23 protein-coding genes, 1 tRNA gene and 1 pseudogene are annotated in these 21,149 nt (G+C 66.0%); 23 read left to right on the forward strand and 2 right to left on the reverse strand.

Annotated elements, in window-relative coordinates:
- Positions 1–39 precede the first annotated feature (39 nt).
- The 14 genes and pseudogenes from ACUDP5_RS18560 to ACUDP5_RS18625 form a co-directional block, all read left to right on the forward strand.
- A complete protein-coding gene (locus tag ACUDP5_RS18560; protein ID WP_445656852.1) occupies positions 40–744 on the forward strand; it encodes a LexA family transcriptional regulator in 705 nt (234 codons plus the stop codon).
- A 157-nt stretch (positions 745–901) separates the two neighbouring features.
- A complete protein-coding gene (locus tag ACUDP5_RS18565) occupies positions 902–1,129 on the forward strand; it encodes a hypothetical protein (RefSeq protein ID WP_445656853.1) in 228 nt (75 codons plus the stop codon).
- 38 nt (positions 1,130–1,167) lie between these two features.
- Complete coding sequence (locus tag ACUDP5_RS18570; RefSeq protein ID WP_445656854.1) at positions 1,168–1,470, forward strand: hypothetical protein; 303 nt, start codon at positions 1,168–1,170, stop codon at positions 1,468–1,470.
- Positions 1,471–1,473: 3 nt separating this feature from the next.
- The gene (locus tag ACUDP5_RS18575) at positions 1,474–1,839 is read left to right on the forward strand and encodes a hypothetical protein (protein ID WP_238880454.1); all 366 of its coding nucleotides are present in this window, start codon (positions 1,474–1,476) and stop codon (positions 1,837–1,839) included.
- Positions 1,840–1,933: 94 nt separating this feature from the next.
- Complete coding sequence (locus ACUDP5_RS18580; protein WP_445656855.1) at positions 1,934–2,503, forward strand: hypothetical protein; 570 nt, start codon at positions 1,934–1,936, stop codon at positions 2,501–2,503.
- Positions 2,500–2,814 carry a hypothetical protein gene (locus ACUDP5_RS18585; RefSeq protein ID WP_445656856.1) on the forward strand — a complete coding sequence of 105 codons (315 nt, stop codon included), beginning with the start codon at positions 2,500–2,502 and terminating at the stop codon, positions 2,812–2,814. Before ACUDP5_RS18580 ends, ACUDP5_RS18585 begins: the two co-directional genes overlap by 4 nt.
- On the forward strand, positions 2,811–2,966 hold the full coding sequence (locus ACUDP5_RS18590) for a hypothetical protein (RefSeq protein WP_238880458.1): 156 nt from the start codon (positions 2,811–2,813) through the stop codon (positions 2,964–2,966). Before ACUDP5_RS18585 ends, ACUDP5_RS18590 begins: the two co-directional genes overlap by 4 nt.
- Before the next feature lie 12 nt (positions 2,967–2,978).
- The gene (locus ACUDP5_RS18595; protein ID WP_445656857.1) at positions 2,979–4,157 is read left to right on the forward strand and encodes a hypothetical protein; all 1,179 of its coding nucleotides are present in this window, start codon (positions 2,979–2,981) and stop codon (positions 4,155–4,157) included.
- A gap of 42 nt (positions 4,158–4,199) precedes the next feature.
- Positions 4,200–5,114 (forward strand): RecT family recombinase, encoded by a 915-nt coding sequence (locus tag ACUDP5_RS18600; RefSeq protein ID WP_445656858.1) that lies wholly within the window; start codon positions 4,200–4,202, stop codon positions 5,112–5,114.
- A complete protein-coding gene (locus ACUDP5_RS18605; protein ID WP_445656859.1) occupies positions 5,111–5,788 on the forward strand; it encodes a lambda exonuclease family protein in 678 nt (225 codons plus the stop codon). Before ACUDP5_RS18600 ends, ACUDP5_RS18605 begins: the two co-directional genes overlap by 4 nt.
- Before the next feature lie 2 nt (positions 5,789–5,790).
- On the forward strand, positions 5,791–6,642 hold the full coding sequence (locus ACUDP5_RS18610) for a phosphoadenosine phosphosulfate reductase domain-containing protein (RefSeq protein WP_445656860.1): 852 nt from the start codon (positions 5,791–5,793) through the stop codon (positions 6,640–6,642).
- Positions 6,639–7,457 carry a DUF3850 domain-containing protein gene (locus tag ACUDP5_RS18615; RefSeq protein WP_445656861.1) on the forward strand — a complete coding sequence of 273 codons (819 nt, stop codon included), beginning with the start codon at positions 6,639–6,641 and terminating at the stop codon, positions 7,455–7,457. Before ACUDP5_RS18610 ends, ACUDP5_RS18615 begins: the two co-directional genes overlap by 4 nt.
- 254 nt (positions 7,458–7,711) lie before the next feature.
- A complete protein-coding gene (locus tag ACUDP5_RS18620; RefSeq protein WP_445656862.1) occupies positions 7,712–8,008 on the forward strand; it encodes an ASCH domain-containing protein in 297 nt (98 codons plus the stop codon).
- An 84-nt stretch (positions 8,009–8,092) separates the two neighbouring features.
- Positions 8,093–8,227: pseudogene (locus ACUDP5_RS18625) on the forward strand (helix-turn-helix domain-containing protein); the annotation flags it as partial.
- On the opposite strand, the gene ACUDP5_RS18630 reads toward ACUDP5_RS18625, so the two are convergent.
- Together ACUDP5_RS18630 and ACUDP5_RS18635 are read right to left on the reverse strand one after the other, a co-directional pair.
- On the reverse strand, positions 8,225–9,208 hold the full coding sequence (locus ACUDP5_RS18630) for a tyrosine-type recombinase/integrase (protein ID WP_175217987.1): 984 nt from the start codon (positions 9,206–9,208) through the stop codon (positions 8,225–8,227). The pseudogene ACUDP5_RS18625 and the gene ACUDP5_RS18630 sit on opposite strands and share 3 nt — an antisense overlap.
- A 140-nt stretch (positions 9,209–9,348) precedes the next feature.
- Positions 9,349–9,435, reverse strand: a tRNA-Leu gene (locus tag ACUDP5_RS18635).
- 45 nt (positions 9,436–9,480) lie between these two features.
- Between ACUDP5_RS18635 and dapC the strand changes: the two genes are divergently transcribed.
- The 9 genes from dapC (at position 9,481) to ACUDP5_RS18680 (ending at position 21,003) form a co-directional block, all read left to right on the forward strand.
- Positions 9,481–10,677 (forward strand): succinyldiaminopimelate transaminase, encoded by a 1,197-nt coding sequence (gene dapC, locus ACUDP5_RS18640; protein ID WP_263910909.1) that lies wholly within the window; start codon positions 9,481–9,483, stop codon positions 10,675–10,677.
- A gap of 26 nt (positions 10,678–10,703) precedes the next feature.
- Positions 10,704–11,525 carry a 2,3,4,5-tetrahydropyridine-2,6-dicarboxylate N-succinyltransferase gene (gene dapD / locus ACUDP5_RS18645; protein WP_263910910.1) on the forward strand — a complete coding sequence of 274 codons (822 nt, stop codon included), beginning with the start codon at positions 10,704–10,706 and terminating at the stop codon, positions 11,523–11,525.
- 5 nt (positions 11,526–11,530) lie between these two features.
- Positions 11,531–12,670 (forward strand): succinyl-diaminopimelate desuccinylase, encoded by a 1,140-nt coding sequence (dapE, locus tag ACUDP5_RS18650; RefSeq protein ID WP_263910911.1) that lies wholly within the window; start codon positions 11,531–11,533, stop codon positions 12,668–12,670.
- 10 nt (positions 12,671–12,680) lie between these two features.
- Positions 12,681–13,577, forward strand: coding sequence for a 50S ribosomal protein L3 N(5)-glutamine methyltransferase (prmB, locus tag ACUDP5_RS18655; protein ID WP_445656863.1), 897 nt, complete (start codon positions 12,681–12,683; stop codon positions 13,575–13,577).
- Complete coding sequence (locus ACUDP5_RS18660; RefSeq protein WP_445656864.1) at positions 13,574–15,508, forward strand: ABC-F family ATP-binding cassette domain-containing protein; 1,935 nt, start codon at positions 13,574–13,576, stop codon at positions 15,506–15,508. Before prmB ends, ACUDP5_RS18660 begins: the two co-directional genes overlap by 4 nt.
- Before the next feature lie 123 nt (positions 15,509–15,631).
- Complete coding sequence (locus ACUDP5_RS18665; RefSeq protein ID WP_263910915.1) at positions 15,632–16,117, forward strand: RNA polymerase sigma factor; 486 nt, start codon at positions 15,632–15,634, stop codon at positions 16,115–16,117.
- Positions 16,118–16,119: 2 nt separating this feature from the next.
- Positions 16,120–17,049, forward strand: coding sequence for a FecR family protein (locus ACUDP5_RS18670; RefSeq protein WP_445656865.1), 930 nt, complete (start codon positions 16,120–16,122; stop codon positions 17,047–17,049).
- Positions 17,050–17,167: 118 nt separating this feature from the next.
- On the forward strand, positions 17,168–19,804 hold the full coding sequence (locus ACUDP5_RS18675) for a TonB-dependent receptor plug domain-containing protein (protein WP_445656866.1): 2,637 nt from the start codon (positions 17,168–17,170) through the stop codon (positions 19,802–19,804).
- Positions 19,777–21,003 (forward strand): cytochrome-c peroxidase, encoded by a 1,227-nt coding sequence (locus ACUDP5_RS18680; RefSeq protein ID WP_445656867.1) that lies wholly within the window; start codon positions 19,777–19,779, stop codon positions 21,001–21,003. The genes ACUDP5_RS18675 and ACUDP5_RS18680 overlap by 28 nt, the downstream gene beginning before the upstream one ends.
- Positions 21,004–21,149 lie beyond the last annotated feature (146 nt).

A 21,149-nucleotide genomic window follows, 5' to 3' on the forward strand; every position in this document is an offset into this window, starting at 1 on the left:
AATACCCAATCGAATTATTCATTCATGCATAGTTTCGCCATGAACTCCCGTGAATTCTTGGCGGCGCTGATGTCGCGCGCCGGCGACACCGCGAACTCCCTTGCACGCAAGGCGAAGGTGCCGCAGCCCACCATCTACCGATTCCTGTCTGGGACGGCGGCCGAGCCGCGCGTGTCTACCTTCGAGCCGATCGCCCGCTATTACGGCGTGCCGGTCGAGGCCTTTCTCAGCGACCGCGCGCGCGCCGATCTGGTGGCGACGTTGTTCAGCAGCGACAGCGACCAGACACTCGCGGCACTCCCTACCGTCGAGGTGTCGGACGACGTACCGATCCCGCAGTTCGACACCGGCGGCAAGATGGGCGACGGCCTTGAGCTGCGCGACCAGCCTGGCCTCATCAAGAGCTGGCGCGTGGACCAGGCATGGCTGGCGCAGAACGTGCGCGGCGCCACGTCAGCCAGCAATCTGTGCATCGTGACGGGCTTCGGCGACTCGATGCGCCCGATGTTCAACCCTGGCGATCCCCTCCTGGTCGACCGCGGCGTCATCACGGCCGACTACGACGCCGTCTACTTCTTCCGCGTGGATGGCGAGGGGTTCATCAAGCGCCTACAGAAGATCCCCGGCAAGGGCTTGGTGGCGCTGTCGGAGAACCCGGCCTACCAGGCCTGGGTTGTCGAACCCACCATGGATTTCGAGGTCTTCGGCCGCGTGCTGAAGGTCTGGCGCAGCGAAGACTTCTGACCCCGCCGCCATTGAACGAACCGCCTCCGGGCGGTTTTTTTTCGCCCAAGGGAATACCCTTACGAATTATTTATTCGTTTTAGTATTGACTTGATTTATTCGTTTGCGCATAATTCTTCCAACACCTCCCCACCCCGGGGAGAACGGGAGAAACAGCATGGACAAGCGGCTGGAATGGAAAGACGACGGCGTTGGCTTGGGTGGTCAATACCTCGGACCGAGTGAAACCTCGTCGCTCTACGCCGCAGTCCAGACCTACCCGTCGTTCGCTGAATGCAGCATTTGGACGCCCGGATGTGGTTTCAGCCCGCGCGAAACCATCCACAGCACTGTCAATGAGGCCAAGCAGCACGCCGAGGCCCAGATGGCTCTGCTCACTGCCTAACCCCCACCCGCCCCGGGTGCCGGGGCAAGGAGACAACCATGGACTATCCCGGTGAATTCCAGACGCAGGCCGACATCCAGGCCGCTGAGCGTCATCAGCAATGGGCGCGCGATGCGCGCAAGCCTGCCGCGGGCCCGAACGCGACCGAGGCCGAAGTGCTACGCGAGATGCGCGCGCTGGGCGGCAACTTCGTTCAGCACCTGATGAACCTGTGGGACGCCGCGGACGATGCGAACCGCGAAATCATCCGTAAGGCGTGGCCGCACACGTTCCGCGAGTACGCCACCAAGGTGCACTACAGCAAGCTGGCCATCGAGGCCGACCGCGCGTCGAGGAACTGAGCCATGGCCTACGCCCAACCCAAGATCACGCCCGCGCAGGAACTGCGCATGGACCTGGCCGGCGATGTGCGCGCCGCGCTGCGCGACGGGCTGCACGAGGTCGTGCGCTACGCCGTGGCCGAGCCGAACCGCCAGCCGGTGGCGCACGCCATCTACGAGGACAGCATCGGCAACAAGGCCCTGGTCGAGGCATTCGATGCGGTGGCCAAGGCCTACGCCCACGGCGACACGTTCGGCCGCATCGGCCAGTTGTTCAGCAATTTCATGGACGGCGCCAGCGCGCACTACGTGGAGAACCTGGCCGACGCCATCGAGGATCCCGAGCGCCAGCTTGATGTGTCGTTCGAACTGCCGGCGCGCCGCAAATGACCGCCCTCCTTCAATTCATCGCCGGCGGCCTGGCCGCGGCGTACCTGATTGGCCTCGCCGGCGACGCCGCTATGGCCCTGCACCGGAGAAATGCATGAGTGAAGTTCTGACCGTGGAAGCTGCGTTTGAACGCGACATTCCCGCCGAGGAGCGCGACAACGTGATGCAGATGATCTGCGAAACCGCCCAATGCGGTGACGACTACCACCCGCAGCACGTCAGCATCCTGAGCCGGGACCGCATCGACGCCATCAATGTGCGCGCCGAGGGCATTCTGACCTTTGGTGGCCGTGAATTCTTCTTCATCGTCCGCGACGGCAACTGGGATGGCACAGTGCTGGAAGGCTGGGAAGACGCTGGCACGCAGACGTTCGAGCCGCTGCCGCGCACGGTGTGGGCGCTCGCGCCGCAGCCGTCGCTGGTCAGCGATGCGATTGCCGCCGGCAAAGGCCCGTTCCTGGTCATGAAGTGGGACCACTTCATTACGCGCCCTGAAATCGCCAGGATCACCGGCAGCTACACCTACGACCGAATGATGCAGCCCGGCCTGAAAGTGGAGCAGTACTGGAAGGCCGAGGCCGCCAAGCATCAATTCGTCATCACCGACCAGGAACACGCGGACGAAATCCGCGCCCGCCTGCTGGCCGCGAGAGGTGCCCAATGACGACGAACCACACGCCCGGCAATTGGACCCTCGGCAAGACCGGCGGCACCGTTGTATCCGACCAACCGCTGCCCGACTACACCATCAACGGCGGGCACGACCACGTCGAGTATTACGGCGGCCATTTGATCGCCGAGAGCATTTGGCGCGCAGAGGATGCCCGCCTGATCGCCGCCGCGCCGGAGCTTCTGGAGGCATTGATTGATGTCCTTGCTCTGTACAAGTGGAAACGCCCGCACCTCGGGGATGCTTTGGAGCCTGTGATCAAAGCCAAGGCCGCCATAGCCAAGGCCAAGGGAGAGCAGCAATGATCCGCCGCCTCCTGCGCGCCCACTGGGAAGGCATCGTCATGGCGCTGCTGATGACCGTCGCTTTCTCCCTGGCCGGCCTGTTGGACGAGCCGGCCCCCTACCCCACCTGCGAAGGCTGCGGCAAGACCGCTGTGGCCGCGCGCCAACCCTGAGAGACAACCACCATGACCGAAGTTGCAGATGAAATCCTGGACGCGCCCGCCGCGATCGTTGAATTCAACGCCGTGCAGAAGGGCCTGGCCGCACTGCGCCAGGAGCTGGACGGCGTGCAGTTCGACGTCACCACCACCGCCGGCGACAAGGCCGCCCGCGCCGCGCGCGCCCGCTGCGTCAGCATCCGCACGTCGGCCGATGCCGCCTACGAAGGCTGGAACAAGCCGATGCTGGCCAAGCAGCGTGAAATGCGCGCCATCCTGGCCAAGATCAAGGACGAGGTGAAGGCGGTTGAAGAGCCGATCGACGCACAGATCAAGGCCGAAGAGGCGCGCAGGGCGGAAATCAAGGCGGCGAAGGAAGCGGCCGAACTGGCGCGCCAGCAGGTCATCCAGTCTCGGATCAACACCATCAGCCAGTACCCGGTGCAGGCCGCGGGCAAGAGCGCCGCCGATATCGCCGCGCTGCTGGCCGCCGTTGCCGAGCTGCCCATCACCACCGAGCTGTACGAACATCGCGCCGGCGAGGCCATGGCCCTGCAGGCGGACACCGTCGCCAAGCTGGAACAAATGCACGGCGCCGCACTCGCGCAGGAACAGGAGGCCGCGCGCCTGGCCGCTGAGCGGGCGGAGCTGGAGCGCCAGCGCCTGGAGCAGGAAGCGGCCGCAGCCGCCGCGCGCAAGGCCGAGGACGAGCGCTTGGCCAAGGAGCGCGCCGAGCTGGAAGAGCAGCAGCGCCGCCTGCAGGCCGAGCGGGACGCAGAGAACGCCCGCCAGGAAGCCGCGCGCGCCGAGCAGGCCCGTAAGGATGCCGAGGCCGCCGCGGCGCTCAAGCGCCAGCAGGATGAGGCGGCCGCCGCGCTGCGCGCCCAGCAGGAAGAGATTGACCGCCAGCGCCGCGAGTTCGAAGAACAGCAGGCCGCCGCGCGCCGCGCCGAACAGGAACGCGCCGAAGCCGAGGCCCGCGCCCAGCAGGAGAAGGAAGCCGCCGCGCGTGCCGAAGCCGAAGCGGCCGAGCGCGAACGCCTGGCCGAACAGGCGCGCCGCGAAGAAGCTGAGTTCCTGGCCAACGGCCCGGGCGACGCCGAAATCGTCATCGTGCTGGCGCAGCACTACGGCGTCGAAATCTCGGATGTCCTGAACTGGCTTTCCAAGTTCACTCCCCCTCCCCTGGCCGATCTGGCCGCCTAACCCATCCACAACGCCCGGCCGAGTCTCGGGCAGGAGAAAGCAATGTCTGACACCACCACGATCGACCAGCAACCCACCACCGCCCTGGATCTGCCGGCGGCGAACACCAGCACCAGCGGCTTGGTGCTGCACGCCGACAACATGGAGGCCATGATGCGCGCGGCCGAGATGATGGCGGCGGGCCGCGCCACCGTGCCCAAACACCTGCAGGGCAACCCGTCCGACTGCATGGCCGTGATCATGCAAGCGATGCAGTGGAACATGAACCCGTTCGTGGTGGCCCAGAAAACCCACCTGGTGAACGGCACGCTGGGCTACGAGGCGCAGCTGGTCAATGCGGTGGTGCAGTCGTCTGGCGCCATCTCCGGACGGTTCCACTACGAGTACAAGAGCGACGGCAACACCTTGGAATGCCGCGTGGGCGCCGTCATCGCCGGCGAGACGGACATCACCTGGAGCGAATGGCTCAAGATCTCCGATGTCAGCGTGAAGAACTCGCCCCTGTGGAAGACCAATCCGCGCCAGCAGATGGGTTATCTACAGGTGAAGAACTGGACCCGCGCTTACACCCCGGGCGCGCTGCTGGGCGTGTACACGTCCGACGAGCTGATCGATGCGCCGCCGCGCGAGCGCGACATCACGCCAAAGACCGCTGCTGAATTCGCGCAGGCCGCCAAGCCGCAGCCGGCAGCCGAAGTTGACCGCGACCAGATCATCCGCGACCTGGAAATGATCGCGCGCAGCGGTGACCCCGCAGACAAGCGCACGGCAGACCTCCAGGCCGCCTGGCAGAACTTGACCAAGGACGAGCGCGCCGCGGTGGGCGCGGACGAGATCAAGCGCCTGAAATCCCTGGCTGCCGCCGAGGACGCCACGCCGGCGCAGGCCACGCAGCAGGATGACGCGCCGGCCAATCAGGTCGCCGAAGACAGCCCCTTCGACGGAGTCGAGGAATGAACGCGCCCGCCGAACAACGCACCGAGGAATGGCGGCAGGAGCGCGCCGGCAAGATCACCGCCAGCAACTTTGCCGCGGCCATCGCCGTGACTCCAGGAGACGGCGTCTACAAGACCGGTCCGCGCAAGGGGCAGCCGAAGGTGGCCGAGCCCACGCTGGAGCGCACGCGCCTGATGCGTACGCTGGCCTTCGAGCGCCTGGCCGGCATCCCGCGGCGCGAGATTGGCGCCAAGTCCCTGTCGTGGGGCCGCGACCTGGAAGACGCCGCCAAGGAGGCCTACATGGTCGACAAGGGCGCGCTGGTCGAAGACAGCCGCTTCGTGCTGCACCCCACGTACGACTTCATCGGCGCCAGCCCGGACGGCCTGGTCGGTGCAGACGGCGGCATCGAAATGAAGTGCCCGCACGACGAGCAGGTCCACATCCAGACCTGGCTGGAAGGCATGCCCGACTGCCACATCGCGCAGGTGCAGGGAAACATGCTCGTGACCGGCCGCCAGTGGTGGGACTTCATCAGCTACGACCCGCGCATGGCCGAACCCTGGCGCCTGTACGTGCAGCGCGTCCCGCGCGACGAGGCATACATCAAGACCCTGTTGACCGCCCTGCTGCAGTTCGAAGCCGAGCTGCGCGCCATGGTCGAAACCCTGCGGCGCAAGGGCGCGGGGAGGTGAGCATGGACCTACCCAAATTGCAGGTCAGCTTTTCCGGCGGCCGCACGTCGGCATTCATGGCCTACATGGTCAAGAAACACTGGGCGCACCTGTACGACCTGCGCTTCGTCTTCGCCAATACCTCGTTTGAGCACCCGGACACCCTCCGCTTTGTAGACGCGGTAGATCGGGAGTTCGGGCTTGACCTGGTGTGGCTCGAAGCGGTCGCCCATCACGATGAGCGCAAGTCGAGCGGGCACCGGATCGTTACCTATCAAACCGCCAAACGCGATGGCGAAGTCTTCCGGGACGTGGTTGCCAAGTATGGCCTCCCTAATCGGACGTTCAAGCTGTGCAACCGAGAAATGAAGCTCAACGCCATGAAGTCCTACATGCGCTCCATCGGTTGGGATGAGCATTTCACGGCCATCGGCATCCGCGCGGACGAGCCGAAACGCATCAGCCCCACAGCGGCGCAGCAGCGGATCCTGTACCCGCTCGCCACCACCTGGCCTACCGACAAGCAAGACGTGCTGGCCTTCTTCGAAGATTTCGATTGGGATCTGGCCATCCCCGAGCATATGGGGAACTGCCGGGCATGCTTCCAGAAGTCCGACCGCAAGCTGGCCGCCGTCTACCGCGACGATCCAGGCGCCTTCGACTTCGTGGCCGGCCTAGAGCGGGACTTTTCTCACGTCGGGCCCAACAACCGCCCCGGTCCACGCAAGTTCTTCCGGCTGGAGCGCGATAGCGCCGACATGCGCCAAGCCTTCGAACTGGCCCGCGGCCACATCCTCCCCTACGACGACGAGCCAGGATCTTGTAGCGAGTCGTGCGAAGCCTATCAGAACGAATTGGACTTGGAGCCAGCATGACCAACCAGAACAACGCCGCCCAGGCGCAGAGGGACCGCTACCACATTCTCAAGACCGATCCGGAAGCGTTCCAGGCGGTCCTGTCCGGAGCGAAGACGTTCGAAATCCGCTTGAACGACCGAGGCTATGCCGTTGGCGACGTACTGGGCCTGCGCGAAACGAAGCACACCGGCGCGGAAATGCGGGCCGGCGCGCCGCTGGTGTACACCGGGCGCGAATGCCAGCGGTTCGTCAGCCATGTCCTGACGGGCTACGGGCTTGCGGATGGCTGGTGCTGCCTGTCGTTCCGGCTGCCCCACGCTGGCGGGGCAAGCGCCCCTGTAGCCGGGGAGGCGCACACCGCTTTGAATGAATGGTTCGACAAGACCGACTTCATTCAGAAGCGGATCGCGTCCGGCGAGCTGCCCGTGAAGTACCTGGGCTGGCACCGGGCGGACGTGATGCGGGACCTGATAGACGTAGCCGCGAGAAATCAAGTGATTCCCTCCGGGTGCATCGTAGTTCAAGAAGCTGACACGATTCCCCACACTCACCCCGAATACGGACCTGGCATCTTCTTCACGGAAGACGCCAGGATTGAATTCGATGCCGCGCCCCAGGCCAGCGAGGCGGTGCGCGATGCCGGAATAACGATATCGGAAGACGTGGAGTTGCCGCCGCTGCCTGAGGCCCTTGCGCTACGGCCGGGCCAGCTTGGCCACACCGACCAGACGCTGGATTACTTTGCCCGCGCCGCCGTCCTGGCCGACCGCCAGCAGCGCGCCGCCCTGTCCGCGCAACCGGGAGCGCAGAGAACAGGGGAAGTCGATGGCTGACATGGTCGACTGCGGACGGGAGACATTCAAGGCTTGGGCGCGCCAAACGCCGTCACCCGCCTACGGGGAATGCTGGCACAACCGATGGCTAGGCCCATTCATTCCTACGATGCCCGCTGAACAGGCGTGGCAGCTGATAAGTGAAGACAAGATGACCACATCAGCAGGTGAAGCATTCAAACGAGGGTGGATTGCCGCGCAGTTGGATTATGGAGCAGCCCATCCCAAGCAGCACAACGACGGAGGCGCGGACAATGGCTGACCTGCACCTGGCCCTCAAGGGCGAATACTTCGACGCCATCAAGGCTGGCACCAAGACCGAGGAATACCGGCTGGTGACGCCCTACTGGAGCAAGCGACTGGTGGGCCGTTCCTACGACCGCATCGTGCTGACCAGGGGCTACCCCAAGCTCGATGATCACGAGCGGCGCCTGGTGCTGCCCTGGCGCGGCTTCGCCATCAAGACCATCAGGCACCCGCATTTTGGACCTGACCGCGTGCACGTATTCGCGATCAGCGTCCTGGCCGACACCGACAAGAAGGAGGAATAGATGGTCATCACCATCGAACAGCACGAGCTGCAGCGCATGCTGGTTGAGGCCGCGCGCCAGGGCGCAAATCACGCGATCGACGACCTGGTCTGTTACCACTTCAACGAGGCTTGCGAGCGCCTGGGCATCAGCTACAACACGCTGAAAAAGCGCATCCAGGAAGGCAAGATTCGGCCTGTCGACGGTCGTATCACCGGCGCCGAAATCCGCCGGTATCTAGCCCAGCTTCGCAGCGATGCTTGACCCGTGCGGGTTGTAATAGACCATGGCCATTTTCGGGTCGGTCCAGCCGAACATCTTGCACAGGTCCAGCACGTCGATCTTCTTGGCGATCATCGTCGCCGCCGTGTGGCGCGTGTCGTGGAAGGTGAACCCCTCCAGCTTGGCGCGCTTGCGGTACTTGCGGAACAGGGCATCCAGGGACGCAGAAGCGAGGCCGAACACCAGGTCATCGTCCCAGCCCTTCATCCGCGCCAGGATGGCACGCGCTCGGGACGACAGCGGCACATCGCGCGGCCGGTCGCTTTTCGTGTCGGGCAGGTGGGCGTGCAGCTCGTGCACGTTCTTCCATGTCAGCCCGCACAACTCGCCGGCGCGCATGCCGGTGCGCAGCGCCAGTAGCATGCAGTTGGCCACCGCCTGCCCGGTGCTGGCCACTCGCCCGCGGCGCCGATAGCCCATCTCGCGCAGCATGGCGCGCACTTCCTTCATAGCGATCACTCGGTCGCGGTGTTTGCCCTTGGCGGGCTTGCGGATGCCCCGGCATGGGTTTACCTCCACCCACTCCCATTCAAGCCTGGCAGCCTCGAATACCGAGGCCAGCAAGCTCAATTCACGAAGTACCGAGGACGGGCCAATGGTCTTGGCGCGGTCGTCCCGGAACGCGGCGACGTGCTGGGCGGTTACCTTGGACATGGGCAGCTCCAGCGGCAACTTGTAGCTTTCGAAGGCCGCCAGGCGCACCTGTTCCCACCGCTCGCCCTTGCGATGCGGAGACACCTCATCGCTGTATTTTCGCAACGCTTGGCGCAGGGTATGCAGGTCGCCGGCCGGCTTGGTGGCGTGGTCGCGGATCTCTGCCTCGCGCCTGGCGGCCCACTCGACTGCCTCGCGGCGCGTAGGAAAGGTTTCGCTATCACGCACGCCTGCGAGTTTTATTTGGGCTCGATACCCTTTTGCCGTCTTCTGGATGCTTGCCATGTGGGGCCGAGGACGGGGCCTAGATGGGGCCGGAGACTGCGAATTCTTGCTTTTTGGCAGTCAACCGATCACCCACCCACCCCGACAAACCGTTGATTTGAAAGGCTTTGATATTAGCCCATCAACGGTTTTCAATAAGTTGGTGCGAAGGAGGGGACTCGAACCCCTACACCTGTTACGGCGTCAGGACCTAAACCTGGTGCGTCTACCAATTTCGCCACCTTCGCAAAGCCAAGCCCACTATTGTAGCTTGCTTGTTAAAATCTTGCGTCATGAATCCGCGCCTCGATGCTTTACACCCCTACCCGTTCGAAAAATTGCGGGCTTTGCTGGCCTCGGCCAGCTCGCAACCGGACGGCCTGACGCCTATCAATCTGTCGATCGGCGAGCCCAAGCACGCCGCGCCGGAGCGCGTCGGGCAGGCCATCCGCGACCATCTGGGCGGACTGTCCGTGTACCCGTCGACCAAGGGCGACCCGGCCCTGCGTCGGGCGATTTCCGAGTGGCTGGCACGGCGCTACAGCATCCCGGCGCCCGACGCCGAGACCCAGGTGCTGCCGGCGCTGGGCTCGCGCGAAGCGCTGTTCGCCTTTACGCAGACGGTGATCGATCCGTCGGCCGGGTCGGTGGTGATCTGCCCCAACCCGTTCTACCAGATCTACGAGGGCGCGACGCTGCTGGCCGGCGCCACGCCCTACTACGTCAATGCAGACGCGCTGCGCAATTTCGCCTGCGACTGGAACCAGGTGCCGGACGAGGTCTGGAAAAAGACGCGGCTGGTGTTCGTGTGCTCGCCGGGCAACCCGGCCGGCAATGTGATGACGCTGGACGAATGGGAAGACCTGTTCGCCCTGTCGGACCGCTACGGCTTCGTGATCGCGTCGGACGAGTGCTATTCCGAGATCTACCTGGACGAGGGCAACCCGCCGCTGGGCGGGCTGCAGGCGGCGCGCCGCCTGGGCCGTAACGACTACCGCAACCTGGTGGCGTTCTCCAGCCTGTCCAAGCGGTCCAATGTGCCGGGGTTGCGGTCGGGTTTCGTGGCGGGCGACGCCGCGCTGATCGGCCGCTTCCTGCTGTATCGCACGTATCATGGCAGCGCCATGAGCCCGATCGTGTCGGCGGCCAGTATCGCGGCGTGGACGGACGAGGCCCACGTCAAGGACAACCGGCGCCTGTATCGGGAAAAATTCGAGGCCGTGCTGCCCATCCTGCAGAACGTGCTGGATGTGTCACGGCCGCAGGCGTCTTTTTATCTGTGGGCGGCCACGCCGGGGTCTGATACGGCGTTTGCCCGCGACCTTTATGGCCGCACCGGTGTTACCGTGCTGCCGGGCAGCTATCTGGCCCGCGACGCGCACGGCGTGAATCCGGGCCAGGGCCGCATCCGGCTGGCCCTGGTGGCGCCGCTGGCCGATTGCGTGCAGGCGGCCGAACGCATTGCCCATTTTGTACATACTTCTGTTTGATCAACCTTTGAAAAGCTGACCCCGTTATGACTCTCGACCTGCAGACCACCATCGAAAAAGCCTGGGACGACCGGGCCAACCTGTCGTTCGGCGATGCCTGCGCCGAAGTGCGCGAAGCCGTCGAGCACACCATCGACGGTCTGGACCTGGGCCGCCTGCGCGTGGCCGAAAAAATCAACGACGACTGGGTCGTGCACCAGTGGATCAAGAAGGCCGTGCTGCTGTCGTTCCGCCTGTACGACAACGCCATCATGGGCCAGGCGCCGCTGCAGTTCTACGACAAGGTGCCGCTCAAGTTCTCGGAATACGGCGACAACGCGTTCAAGCAAGGCGGCTACCGCGTGGTGCCGCCCGCCGTGGCCCGCCGCGGCGCGTTCCTGGGCCGCAACGTGGTGCTGATGCCGTCCTACGTCAACATCGGCGCCTACGTCGACGAAGGCACGATGGTCGACACCTGGGCCACCGTGGGTTCGTGCGCCCAGATCGGCAAGAACGTCCACCTGTCCGGCGGCGTCGGCATCGGCGGCGTGCTCGAGCCGCTGCAGGCCAACCCCACCATCATCGAAGACAACTGCTTCATCGGCGCCCGCTCGGAAGTCGTGGAAGGCGTGATCGTCGAAGAGAACTCGGTGCTGGCCATGGGCGTGTATCTGTCGCAAAGCACCAAGATCTATGACCGCGCCACGGGCAAGATCACCTACGGCCGCGTGCCGTCGGGTTCGGTGGTGGTGCCGGGTTCGCTGCCGTCGGCCGACGGTTCGCACAGCCTGGCCTGCGCCGTGATCGTCAAGCGGGTCGACGCGCAGACCCGCGCCAAGACCAGCATCAATGATCTGCTGAGGGCTTAAGCCAAATGTCGGGCTCCGTTGTTCTTGATCTGGTCAAGGACCTGATCTCGCGCCCGTCGGTCACGCCGGCGGACGCGGACTGCCAGGCGACGCTGGCTGCGCGCCTGGCGCGCATCGGCTTCACCTGCGAAACCATCGCCCAGGGCGGTGTCACCAATCTGTGGGCGCGCCGCGGCACGGCCGCGCCGCTGGCCGTCTTTGCCGGCCACACGGACGTGGTGCCGCCGGGTCCGCGCGAAAAGTGGGAAAGCGATCCGTTCGTGCCCACCGAGCGCGACGGCTACCTGTACGGCCGCGGCGCAGCCGACATGAAAAGCTCGATTGCTGCCTTCGTGGTGGCGGCCGAGGAATTCGTGGCGGCCAACCCGCAGCACGGCGGCTCGATCGCCCTGCTGATCACGTCCGACGAAGAAGGCCCGTCGATCGATGGCACCGCCATCGTCTGCGATGCACTGAAAGCGCGTGGCGAGCAGATGGACTACTGCATCGTCGGCGAACCCACCTCGGGCGACGTGCTGGGTGATACCTGCAAGAACGGCCGCCGCGGCTCGCTGTCGGGCAAGCTGACGGTCAAGGGCATCCAGGGCCACGTGGCCTACCCGCACCTGGCCCGCAACCCGGTGCACCAGTTGGCGCCGGCGCTGGCCGACATCGTCAAGATCGAATGGGACCAGGGCAACGAGTATTTCCCGCCGACCACGTTCCAGGTGTCGAACCTGAACTCGGGCACGGGCGCCACCAACGTGGTGCCGGGCGATGCCGTGGCGCTCTTCAACTTCCGCTTCTCCACCGCCAGCACGCCCGAAAGCCTGCGGGCGCGGGTGCATGAAGTGCTGGACCGCCACGGCCTGGAATACACGCTGGACTGGGAACTGGGCGGCGAGCCCTTCCTGACCCCGCGCGGTTCGCTGACCGATGCGCTGGTCAAGGCCATCCGCGAAGAAACCGGGGTGACGGCCGAGCTGTCCACCACGGGCGGCACGTCCGACGGCCGCTTCATCGCCAAGATCTGTCCGCAGGTGATCGAGTTCGGCCCGTGCAACGCCACGATCCACAAGGTCAACGAGCGTATCGAGCTGGCCTCGCTGGACCCGCTTAAAAACATCTATCGGCGCACGCTGGAAAACCTCCTGCCCGCCAAGTAAAAAGCCACTCATGTATCAATCCGCCCGCCAAGAACTGCTGACCCTGCGCGACCTGATCCGCTACGGCGTATCGCGCCTGAACGCCGCCGAGGTGGCGCTGGGTCACGGTAGCGACAACGCCTGGGACGAGGCGGTCTACCTGGTCCTGCACGCCCTGCACCTGCCGCTGGACACGCTGGAGCCCTTCCTGGACGCCCGCGTGCTGACCGAAGAGCGCAGCCGCGTGCTGGACCTGATCGACCGCCGCGTGACCGAGCGCGTGCCGGCTGCCTACCTCACCAACGAGGCCTGGCTGCGCGGGCATCGCTTCTACGTGGACAAGCGCGTCATCGTGCCGCGCTCGCCCATCGCGGAGCTGCTGGACGAAGGCCTGTCGCCCTGGGTGCAGGATGCGCAGGCCGTCGACAACGTGCTGGACATGTGCACGGGATCGGGCTGCCTGGCGATTCTGTCGGCCATGGCCTTTCCGTATGCCCACGTCGATGCCGTCGACGTGTCGTCGGATGCCCTCGAAGTCGCCCGCCGCAATGTGGACGACTACGGCCTGGCCGACCGCCTGGAACTGCATCAAAGCAATCTGTTCGACAGCCTGCCCGAGCGCCAGTACGACGTGATCGTGTGCAATCCGCCCTACGTGAACAGCGGCTCGATGGACGTGCTGCCGCAGGAATACCGCCACGAGCCCCACCTGGCGCTGGCCGGCGGCACCGACGGCATGGACCTGGTGCGGCGCATTCTGGAAGCCGCCCCGCGCTTTATGTCGGCGGAGGGCGTGCTGGTGCTGGAAATCGGCCATGAGCGCGACTTCTTCGAAGCCGCCTTCCCCGAACTGTCGCCGGTGTGGCTGGATACGGCAGAGGCATCCGACCAGCTTCTGCTCTTGACCCGCGAGCAGTTGACGACGTGATACGTGCTACTGGATTGACCTTGCGCCGCGGCACGAAGGTGCTGCTGGACGACGCTGAATTCGTGGTGCATCCCGGCGAACGCGTCGGCATCGTGGGCAAGAACGGCGCCGGCAAGTCGTCGCTGTTCGCGCTCTTGACCGGCGCGCTGGACCTGGATGCCGGCAACCTGGCCGTGCCCGCCGGCTGGCGCATTGCCAGCGTCGAACAGGAACTGCACGCCGACGACCGTCCCGCCCGCGAATTCGTCATCGACGGGGACACGGGGCTGCGCGCGCTGCAAGCGCGCCGCGCCGAACTGACCGACGACCAGGGCACGCAGATCGCCGAGGTCGAGGCCGCCCTGGTCGAGGCCGGCGCCTGGAGCGCCGCCTCTCGCGCCGAACAGCTCCTGGCCGGCCTGGGCTTCAAGCCGGCCGAATGGACCCAGCCGGTGGCGAGCTTTTCCGGCGGCTGGCGCATGCGCCTGGCGCTGGCGCGCGCGCTGATGGCGCCGTCCGAATTGCTGCTGCTGGACGAACCCACCAACCACTTGGATCTGGACGCGATGCTGTGGCTGGAGAAATGGCTGGGTGCCTATCCGGGCACCGTCATGCTGATCTCCCACGACACCGAGTTCCTGGACGCGGTGGCCAAGTCCATCCTGCATTTCGACCATGCCAAGCTGGTGCGCTATCGCGGCGGCTACGGTGATTTCCTGACGCAACGCGCCGAGCGCCTGCGCCAGACCAATATCGCGTACGAACGCCAGACCCGCGAAACCGCCCGCCTGCAAGGCTTCATCGACCGCTTCAAGGCCAAGGCGTCCAAGGCCAAGCAGGCGCAAAGCCGCGTCAAGGCGCTGGCCCGCATGCAGGTGCTGGCGCCGCTGCAGGCCGAAGCGGGCATCGACATCCGCATCCCCTCGCCCGACCAGGTGCCCGACCCGCTCTTGACGCTGGAACACCTGTCCGCCGGCTATACCGATGCGGCGGGCAACGCCGTGCCGATCCTGCGCGACGTCACGCTGATGGTGCGCGCGGGCAGCCGCGTGGGCGTGCTGGGCGCCAACGGCGCCGGCAAGAGCACGCTGATCAAGACGCTGGCCGAAGAACTGCCGGTGCAGGCTGGAGAACGCCGCGCCTCGCGCGGCCTGGCCATCGGCTACTTCCACCAGCACCAGCTCGACATGCTGGACCTGGACAGCACGCCGCTGGCGCACCTGGCGCGCCTGGCGCCGGAAACGCGCGAGCAGGAACTGCGCAATTACCTGGGCGGCTTCGGCTTCTCGGGCGATACGGTGAACAGCAAGGTCGGCCCGATGTCAGGCGGCGAAAAAGCGCGCCTGGCGCTGTCCTTGATCGTCTGGCAAAAGCCCAACCTGCTGCTGCTGGACGAACCCAGCAACCACTTGGACGTCGAAACGCGCGAGGCCCTGGCCGCCGCGCTGGCCGAATTCGGCGGCAGCATGCTGCTGGTCTCGCACGACCGGCACCTGCTGCGCACGACGGTAGACAGCTTCTGGATCGTCGCCGACGGCGCCGTGCGCGAGTTCGACGGCGACCTGGAAGACTATCGGGACTGGCTCGCAGCCCGCAATGCCGGCGAACGCGCCGAAGCGGCCCGCGACAACGCCGAAAACGGCGAACCCGTGGTCGACCGCAAGGCGCAACGCCGCGCCGAAGCCGAACAGCGCCAACGCCTGTCGGCCCTGCGCAAGCCGCTGGAAGCCAAGCTGGCCAAGGTGGAATCCGAAATGGAAAAACTGCGCGCCAAGCTGCAGGCGCTGGACGGCGTCATTGCCGACCCCGACCTGTATTCCGACGCGCGCCGCAGCGAACGCCAGAAGGTCATGGCCGAGCACGGCGAATACGGCAAGCGCATGGAAACGCTGGAAGAACAGTGGCTTGAACTGCAGGGTTCGCAGGAAGACATCGACCAGAGCGAAGCCTGAGGGCGGCGGGCGGCTCGGCCGCTCGCCCCTTCCCGCCAGGGCGGGGGCCATCTATTAATAATAATAGTTATCATTTATAATTGGTTGCGAATTTGACTCTATCTGGCGCCGGGCGTCAGCGACATGTCTTCGCTTACCGATGTATTTCTCCGCCACTACCGCGAGGTGCTGGGTTTTCTTTCGCTACGCACCGGATCCCGCGATGTGGCCCAGGACTGCGCCCAGGACACCTGGATCAAGCTGGCCGAGTTCAAGGACAGGACCCGCCCGGACAATGACCGTGCCTATGTCTTCCGGGTCGCTGCCAACATTGCCACCGACTGGCACCGCCGCCGCGGCCGCGAACTGACCGCCGTCGCCGACTACGCCGCCGCACAGCCCCCTGCCTTCGAAGCCGACACGCTGGATGTGGCCGCAGCGAATCAACTGCTGCGCCGGCTGGAAACCGCCCTGCTCGCCCAGCCCCGCCGCAGCCTGGACGTATTCGTGCTGCATCGCCATGATGGCCTGACCTATCGCGCCATCGCCGAACGTTTCGCGATCTCGGTCAGCGCCGTGGAAAAGCACATGATGCGGATCCTGCTGGCCTGCGACCAGGCGTTGGCGTGAGCATGGCGCCGTCCGTTCGCGGGCCGCGGACCGCCAATGACGAGGCCTCGCGCTGGATCGTGCGAGCCAGTGGACAGGCGCTGGACGCCCAGGCACAGGCCGAGTTCGAGGCGTGGTACCACGCCGACCCCAGCCATGCCGCGGCGTACGACCGGCTGGCGCGGGTGTGGCGCCGCATGGGCGAGATCGACCGCGGCAAGCTGGCCGCCGCACGGCCGGCCCGCAAGCGGCGCACGGCCCTGGCACTGGCGCTGCTGGCAGGCACCGGCATCGCCTGGCACACGCTGCGGGATTTTCATCCGGGGGCCGACTACGCCAGCGGCGCCGAGGTGCTGCGTGTCGCCTTGCCCGACGGCTCCGCCGCGGTGCTGGACGCGCATTCCGCCATTGCGGTGGACTTCAGTCCTGGCAAGCGCGAAGTGCGCTTGCTGGCTGGCCGGGCGCTGTTCAATGCCGCCCCGCGCATTGCCGAGGGTCCGGCGTTCACCGTGGCCACGCCCGACGCCTCGGCGACCGCCCTGGGCACCCGCTACACGGTGGCGCGCGAGGCGGACGGCACGCGGGTCACCGTGTACCAGCATCGCGTCGCGGTCCAGTGCCTGGCCTGCGACGGCGGCCCGTCGCTGATCCTGGGCCCCGGCCAGGACGCCGCCGTATCGGCCGCGGGCATCACCCGCGGCGAGGCCCCCAAGGAGACCGCGCCGGGTTGGAGCCAGGGCCTGCTGGCGTTCAACAACGCGCTGCTGCCGGACGCCGCCGCGCAATTGGCGCGCTACACCGGCAAGCACATCGTGGTCATGGGGGACGCCGCGCGACGCACCCGCGTGTCGGGCACGGCCAACATCGCCAATCCCAAGCGGGCGCTGGACCTGCTGTTGGCCCACACCCCGGTGCGCATCACGGACCTGCCGGGCCTGCTGATCCTGCGTTGAAGCGCGGGCACCAATCGGTAAATGAGAATCGATATAAATTATTCATCGATCCTGCACTGAGGTAACGGCAGCGTCACCCCGTCCTACGGCTGACATCAACACCGCTTGGGACGTATTCATGGCTTTTCCCTTTGACGGCACCGCCCGGCGCCGAGCAGGCGCTTCGGCCGCCATTCTCTGCGCCGCGCTGGCCCTGGCGACACCCGTCGTCGCCCAACCGCCGACTCGTGCGACCACATACGACCTTCCCGCCCAGCCGCTGGGCGACGCGTTGCTGGCGCTGGGTCGCCAGGCCGGGCTGGAGATCTCGTTCCCGCCCGCCGCCGTGGCCGGCAAGATCGCGCCCGCCCTGCAAGGCGAGTATTCGGCGCTGCTGGCGCTGGACAAGCTGCTGGCAGGGTCCGGCCTGGCGCTGCGCGCCGACGGCCCGGGCCGCTACATCGTCTTCGCGGACAAGACCAGCCAGTTCTCGGCGCTGCGGCTGGAGGCCGTGCGGGTCTATGGCGAACAGGTCGGCGAACGCATCTACGGCCGCGAAGAAATCGCCGACACGCCGTCGTCGAACCGCGACCTGAGCACCTTGCTGGCCACTCACCCCGCAGTGCGCACCAATCCCGGCGTGGCCGGCTCGCAGAACCGCGGCTCGCTGAACGTGGAAGACATTTCCTTCCATGGTTCCAGCCCTTATCAGAACCTGTTCCAGATCGACGGCATGGACGCGACCAATCGCGTCGACCCTGCCAGCAAGAACCTGAACCTGCAGGTCGGCAACATCCCCAGCAATCCGCAGTCGTACTTCGTGGACACCAGCCTGCTGGACGAAGTCCGCGTGCACGACAGCTTCGTGCCGGTGGAGTACGGGCGTTTCACTGGCGGTGTGGTCGATGCACGACTGCGGCGCTTTTCCGGCGAGAACCACCTGAACCTGGACTACCGCTGGAACACGTCGAAGATGACGCGGCAACAGGTGTCGGAAGGCGACGAGAACAGCTGGGCGCAAGGCAAGCCCGGCTACTCGCCAGAATGGAAGAAGCGCTTCTATTCGGCGGTGGGCGACATCGCGTTCAACGAGAAAACCGGCGCCGTGCTGGCGATGTCGCGCCGCGAATCGGACATCACCCGCTGGAACATGGGCGTGGACGACAAGGGCCAGCCCCTGCCCGGACAAGACCGATACCGGGATCGCATCGACAATTTCCTGGGCAAGTTCAGCGTGCGGGCCAGCGCCGACACCGTCGCCGACCTGACGCTGAAATACAGCGACCGCCGCGAAACCCTGGCCAGCGACTTGTTCCGCAACACCCGTTGGGACAACAACCACGGTGCGCGCGGCGTCAGCGGCAACGTCGACCACCTGTTCCAGGGAGGTCGCTTCACGCTGCAGGCGGGCTGGGACCGTTCGATGAGCAATCGCCAATCGGTGGGCAGTGAACTGGTCACGTACCAGCCGTACAAGCTGCCGCAATATACCGCCGGCGGTTTCGGACGCGAACAGACGGAGCAGGACACCTGGACGCTCAAGGGCCGCATCGACCTGGATCCGGTGCGTACCGGGGTGTTCACGCACAGCCTGTACGCGGGCGCGGACATCCAGCACGTCGAGGCGGGCTTCAAGCGCTACCAGGAATCGTATTCCTACCGCCGCGCCTACAGCGCCAATGGCAAGTACCAGGATTTCAGCAAGGTCCGCTACCTGCCGGGCACCGTGAACGTGAACTACGACATGGCCGGCCTGTACCTGTCCGACCGCATCGAATGGCAGCGCCTGGCGCTGGACGCCGGCGTGCGCTATGACCGCGAGACCTTCCTGGGCAACACCAACCTCTCGCCGCGCACCCGCCTGGACTGGGACCTGTTCGGCTCGGGCGACACGCTGCTCAGCGCCGGCTGGTCACGCTACTACGGTGCAGAAGTGCTGGAGACCGCGCTGGAAGCCGAGCGCAGCCGCCTGCGCAAACAGGTGCTGGACGCCAAGGGCAAGCCGGTCGCCGACGGCAGCAAGGAATACTTCGTCGAATACCAAGGCCTGCGCCTGCCCTACGATGACGAATGGGCCGTGTCGCTGCGCCAACGCCTGGCGGGGCTGGAAGGCACCTTGAGCTACGTGCACCGAAACGGCCGCGACCAATGGACCAAGACCGGCAACGAACGCGAGGGCTATCGATACACCAACGACGGCCTGTCCACCACCGACGGCGTGAGCCTGACGCTACGCATGCTGGAACCCTGGCGTCTGGGCGAGACGCGCTGGAACATGCAGGCGTCCTGGAGCTGGCAAAAACGCAAGACCAACGCGGACCTGGTCCAAGGCTACACCGCGGATGCCCGCGCACCGGACGATTACGTGATCTACAACGGCTCGCAGATCCGCGCCATCGACCTGCCCCCCAGCAGCTTCTACCAGCCCCAGGTCGCCACGATGACGCTGATCGGCGCGTGGCCCCGCGCCGGGCTCACCTGGAGCAACATGGTCAATTGGCGCAGCAAGCGTGATGCCACGATCTATGTCGGCGTGGGCCCCAAACCCTATTACCTGGACCGCTACGAATCTGGCGAACTGCCTTCGTACTGGACCTGGGACACCAAGCTGGCCTGGCAACCCACGTTCGCCCGCAACCTGGAATTCACGGTCGAAGTGCTGAACGTGCTGAACCGCATGCCCGCCGTGACGGCCAGCAACCCCAACCTGAAGACCAACCGCAGCACCTACCAATCGGGACGCGAGCTATGGCTGCAAGTCGGCTATCGCTTCTGATGGCGGGCGCGGCGCTGGCCGTGGCCAGCGCCGTGCAGGGCGCCGAAGGGCCAGGGGCTGCCCCATGGGCCGTCTCCCCCGCCTGCCGCAACGCAACAGGCGAAGACGCCGCCTGCCTGCGGTTCCGCTACGCCGGACCCGCCGCTACGTGGCCGGCGCCCACCATCGACCCGGGCGTGCGCTGGACGGAATGGGCGGCGGTACCGGCAGCCGCCGATCCGCCGTTGACCTGGACAGCCGCGAACCCAGGCCAGGCGGAACTGGCGGCCGACGTGGCGCGTGCGCCGGTCGTGATGCTGGGCCAGATGCTGTTCTTCGACACCCGCCTGTCGCGCAAGGGGCAGGTGTCCTGTGCGTCCTGCCACCTGCCGCAGCGCGCCTACACGGACGGCCTGGCGCTGGCGGTGGGCGAAGACAGACTGATGGGCCGGCGTCGTTCCATCCCGCTCCTGGCCGCGCCGTTCGCCCCGCGCCTGTTCTGGGATGGGCGCGCGGCCAGCCTGAAGGAACAGGTCATGGGGCCGCTGCACGATCCGCGTGAAATGAACCACGACGCGGCCGGCGCGGTGGCGCGGCTGCGGCAGACGGACGCCTATCCGCCGCTGTTCCTGGCGGCATTCGGCGCGGCGCCTGAAGCGGCATCTGCTGAGGCGCCTGGCGCCACCCCCACGCCGCCGTCACCCGTGGATGCGGACCGCATGGCGCGCGCGCTGGCGGCGTTCGTTGCGTCGCTACGGCCCGAGCCCACGCGGTTCGACGAATTCCTGGCCGGCAAGCCCGACGCGCTGGACGACACCGAACTGCGCGGCCTGCATCTGTTTCGCACACGGGCCCGCTGCATGAATTGCCATAGCGGCCCGCTGCTGACCGACCACCAGTTCCACAACATCGGCCTGTCGTTCTACGGCCGCCGCAACCAGGACCTGGGCCGCTTCGAAGCCACGCGCGAGCTCGACGACCTGGGCAAGTTCCGCACGCCCAGCCTGCGCAACGTCTCGCGCGCCGGACCCTGGATGCACAACGGCCTGTTTCCTGACCTGAAGGGGCTGCTGCGCATGTACAACGCCGGGATGGGCCGCGATCCGGCGCCGGACAATCCGCCCTATCCGTATGCACCGCGCAAGTCGGCACACATCAAGCCGCTGGACCTGAGCCCGGATGAGATCGATGCGTTGCTGGCGTTCTTGAAGGCGCTGTAAAAAAAGCTGCGTCCGACATGGACGCAGCATTTTTGAGCAAGCACGCGGATTGCGATACCGCCACCCGGCGTGTGAGGCAGGGACAAAGCGGCAACACGATGCAGCGACCGCCCTTGGGGACGGTCATCTCGCGAACCGTGTCAACC

The sequence above is a fragment of the Achromobacter sp. NCFB-sbj8-Ac1-l genome, from assembly GCF_052695805.1.